General features: G+C 59.4%; 4 protein-coding genes. 2 read left to right on the forward strand and 2 right to left on the reverse strand.

Annotation, left to right across the window (positions count from 1 at the left end; all coding sequences use genetic code 11):
• Positions 1–768 (forward strand): NADP-dependent isocitrate dehydrogenase (locus AAAB35_RS22045; protein ID WP_340670411.1); only part of this gene is annotated, 768 nt, incomplete at its 5' end.
• Positions 769–939: 171 nt separating this feature from the next.
• A complete protein-coding gene (locus AAAB35_RS22050; RefSeq protein ID WP_340670412.1) occupies positions 940–1,254 on the forward strand; it encodes a YciI family protein in 315 nt (104 codons plus the stop codon).
• A gap of 10 nt (positions 1,255–1,264) precedes the next feature.
• On the opposite strand, the gene AAAB35_RS22055 is transcribed toward AAAB35_RS22050, so the two are convergent.
• Both AAAB35_RS22055 and alaS read right to left on the reverse strand, forming a co-directional pair.
• Positions 1,265–1,834 (reverse strand): hypothetical protein, encoded by a 570-nt coding sequence (locus tag AAAB35_RS22055; protein ID WP_340670413.1) that lies wholly within the window; start codon positions 1,832–1,834, stop codon positions 1,265–1,267.
• A gap of 309 nt (positions 1,835–2,143) precedes the next feature.
• Positions 2,144–4,038: alanine--tRNA ligase (alaS, locus tag AAAB35_RS22060; protein ID WP_340670414.1), on the reverse strand; the 1,895-nt coding region annotated here is incomplete at its 5' end.

Raw genomic sequence — 4,038 nt, forward strand, 5'->3', positions numbered from 1 at the left:
GGCAAGCTGACCATCAAATTTGTCGGCGACGATGGCCAGACGATAGAGCACGAAGTTTACGATGCGCCCGGCGCCGGTGTTGCCATGGCCATGTACAACCTTGACGAGTCGATCCGGGATTTCGCCCATGCCTCGTTCAACTATGCCTATAATCGCGGCGTTCCCTGCTACCTCTCGACCAAGAACACTATCCTCAAGGCCTATGACGGCCGGTTCAAGGACATTTTCCAGGAAGTCTATGACTCCGAGTTCAAGGCGAAGTTTGCCGAAAAGAAGATCTTCTACGAGCACCGCCTGATTGACGACATGGTTGCCTCGGCACTGAAGTGGTCGGGTGGTTATGTCTGGGCCTGTAAGAACTATGACGGCGACGTCCAGTCGGACATCGTCGCGCAGGGCTTCGGCTCGCTCGGCCTGATGACGTCGGTTCTCATGACGCCGGACGGCAAGACAGTCGAAGCAGAAGCCGCCCATGGAACGGTCACGCGCCATTACCGCCAGCACCAGAAGGGCGAGGAAACCTCGACCAATTCGATCGCTTCGATTTTCGCCTGGACGCGGGGCCTGGCACATCGTGCCAAACTCGACGGCAATGCCGAGCTCGAGCGTTTCAGCCATACGCTTGAGAAGGTCTGCGTCGACACGGTCGAAGCCGGCTTCATGACCAAGGACCTCGCACTGCTGATCGGCCCGGACCAGCCCTGGCTGTCGACGACGGGCTTCCTCGACAAGATCAACGAGAACCTGTCGAAGGCGATGGCCGCCTGAGGGTCAATTGCACTCGCTGAATAGAAAAGCCCCGGTTCTTGCCGGGGTTTTTTACTGCGTTGAATATCCTTTCTTGTGCAATTCCCTCGCAGGTCCATGCAAATTGACGCGCCATAAAGCGTCATTTTGGGTATTATGCCCAACGCCACGAAGATGAGAGGGGAACAGAAGATGAGCAAGCAGCAGTTCTTTTTCCGCCTGATCCCGCCACGCCCGACATTCGCGGACGACATGGATGACGACGAGCAAGACCTGATGCGCCAGCACGCGAGCTATGTGCAGGAATACTTCAACGACGGGCTTGTCCTCGCCTATGGCCCTGTGCATGCGCCGGAAGGCACCTTTGGCCTTGCTCTTCTTGAGGTTAATGACCACGCGGAAGCGGTGCGCTTTGGCGACAACGACCCGACCGTGCTCGCTGGCCTCAACAGTTACATGATTGCACCAATGCACATCGCGGCAGCGCAAGGTTCGCGCGAGGGGTAACAGCCGCGGCTCAACTATCCTCGTCGGTGCCTGTTTCTTCGGTCTTGACCGCTGTCTGCGGGAGCTTTTCCATTGCAGCAGCCGCAGACGCGGCGACTGGAGCAACCGGACCAAGTCTGCTCTTTTGCTCAAGCACTTTCTGAAACGCCGCCGCAGGAACCTTACCCACGACCTTGGTACTATTGCCGACAAGTTCGAATTCAAATCCGGCCTTTGCCGCGTTTAGAAAATCCGCCTCCTCCATCGCAACAATGCCGGACTGATATGAAGCCCGCATGCATGGCTGGATAAGGCACATTGACTTTGCGGTCGCACCTTTCGTGTACTCGTATTGCTTGCCGTAGCTCCACGCCTCCGAAATGGCGCTCTTGAACGGTGATGCACGGAGCGTGGTGAAGCCATACCCCGATTTCGTCGAATAGAAGGGCTGCGCCTTTAGCGATTCAAACCCCGTGTAGGATGCAAACACTTCCGGCCCGTAGGCGATCTGCGCTCCCATGTGGACATCCTTGACCACACCTGCCGACTGGCAAGCGCCCACGCCAACGGCGACCATTGCCAGTATCAAAACTCGCTTCATAGGTCCCCCAACCCAAACGACAAATGGCTCGGCGCACCTCTACAATCGTCGTCAGTAAATCCAACAACGCGAAAAAGGCATAAAGACTATTGTGCTCATTCTGATTGAGCCAAAATTTGCTTTTGCACGCCAAGATTGTATCGAGCAATGGAATTATTTGAAATATCTAGTACTTGGCCGCAAAATAATCGCACACTCTATTGCCGATTTAAAGCAACTGCTTCTAAACAATAAGTATAATATTTGCCACGACGGCGCCTATAAGCCGCGTTTGCCCGGCTTATAGGCCGAATTCGGATCGTGAGGTGCCTAGCCAGCAAGCGCTTGGCGAACGGCCGAAATGGCATCCTGCGCCTTGGAGCCGTCGGGCCCGCCGGCCTGCGCCATGTCAGGACGGCCCCCGCCGCCCGCTCCCCCAAGCGCCGCGGATGCGACGCGGACGAGATCGACGGCGCTGTATTTGCCGACAAGGTCGTCGGTGACACCGACAACCGCGCTTGCCTTGCCGTCTTCCGACACGCCGACGAAGGTGACGACGCCTGAACCGACGTTCTTTTTGGCATCATCCGCCAGCGGCTTCAGATCGCGCGGGTTGACGCCGCTCACGACCTTGCCGATGAACCCGACGCCATTGACCGTCTCCGAAGCTGCACCTCCGCCCGCGGAGCCGCCGCCGAGGGCCAGCTGTTTGCGCGCTTCGGTGAGTTCGCGTTCGAGCTTGCGGCGTTCGTCGACGAGTGCGGTAACGCGTGCCAGTGCATCGGCCGGTGTCGCCTTCAATACCGAGGCGATCGCTTTGACACGGTCGTCCTGCTCCTCGAGGTAGCGTCTTGCCGCCTCGCCGGTCAGCGCCTCAAGACGGCGCACGCCAGCGGCGACGGCGCCTTCCGAGACGACACGGATGAGCCCGATATCGCCGGTCGAACGCACATGGGTGCCACCGCAAAGCTCGGTCGAATAGCTTTTGCCGACCTTGTCGCCACGCAGCGCCGTCCCCATCGAGACGACGCGCACCTCATCGCCATACTTTTCGCCGAACAGCGCCATTGCACCCTCGGCGATGGCATCGTCGACCGCCATGAGGCGCGTCGTAACCGGCGCGTTCTGTAGAACGATCTCGTTGGCGATGTCTTCGATTGCCGCCAGTTCCGTGTCGGAGATCGGCTTCGGATGGGAAAAGTCGAAACGCAGCCTGTCCGGAGCAACGAGCGAGCCCTTCTGGGCGACATGCGTACCGAGCGTCTCGCGCAGAGCTTCGTGCAACAGATGCGTTGCGGAGTGGTTGGAACGAATGCGGGTGCGGCGCACACGGTCGACCACAAGTTCGACAGGCGCATCCACCCTCGCCGTGCCCTTTGTCACCTTGCCGATGTGGACGAAGACCCCATCGTTCTTTTTCTGCGTATCGCTGATCTCGATAGTAAAGCCATCGCCCGCGATTGTGCCGGTATCACCCTGCTGGCCGCCGGATTCACCATAAAATGGAGTTTGGTTGACGACGACAGACACGGGCTCGCCCTCGCCCGCGGTTTCGACGACCGCGCCGTTCTGGACAAGTGCGGTGATGACGCCTTCGGCCTGTTCCGTCTCATAGCCGAGGAATTCCGTGGCGCCGACCTTGTCACGCACCGAAAACCATATCGTTTCCGTCGCCGCATCGCCGGAACCCGCCCAACTGGCGCGGGCCTCGGCCTTCTGTCTCTCCATGGCCGCGGCAAAAGCTTCCGTGTCAACGCCGATGCCGCGCTGGCGCAGCGCGTCCTGCGTGAGATCGAGGGGGAAGCCATAAGTATCGTAGAGCTTGAAGGCGGTCTCGCCATCGAGCTTGCCGCCTTCGCTTAAGTTCTCAGTCGCTTCGCCAAGCAGGCCTAGGCCGCGGTCGAGCGTCTTGCGAAAGCGGGTTTCTTCGAGCTTGAGGGTTTCGGAGATCAATGCCTCGGCACGGACCAACTCTGGATAGGCCTGACCCATTTCGCGTACCAGTGCCGGCAACAGCCGCCACATCAACGGTTCACGCGTCCCAAGCAGCTGTGCGTGGCGCATCGCGCGGCGCATGATGCGGCGCAGCACATAACCACGGCCCTCGTTCGACGGCAATACGCCGTCCGCAATGAGGAAGCTCGATGAGCGCAGATGGTCGGCAATGACCCGGTGGCTAGCGCGGAACTTGCCCTCGGCCTTTACACCCGTTGCCTCCTCAGAAG

This window comes from Phyllobacterium sp. (genome assembly GCF_037994425.1).
Taxonomy (GTDB): domain Bacteria; phylum Pseudomonadota; class Alphaproteobacteria; order Rhizobiales; family Rhizobiaceae; genus Phyllobacterium.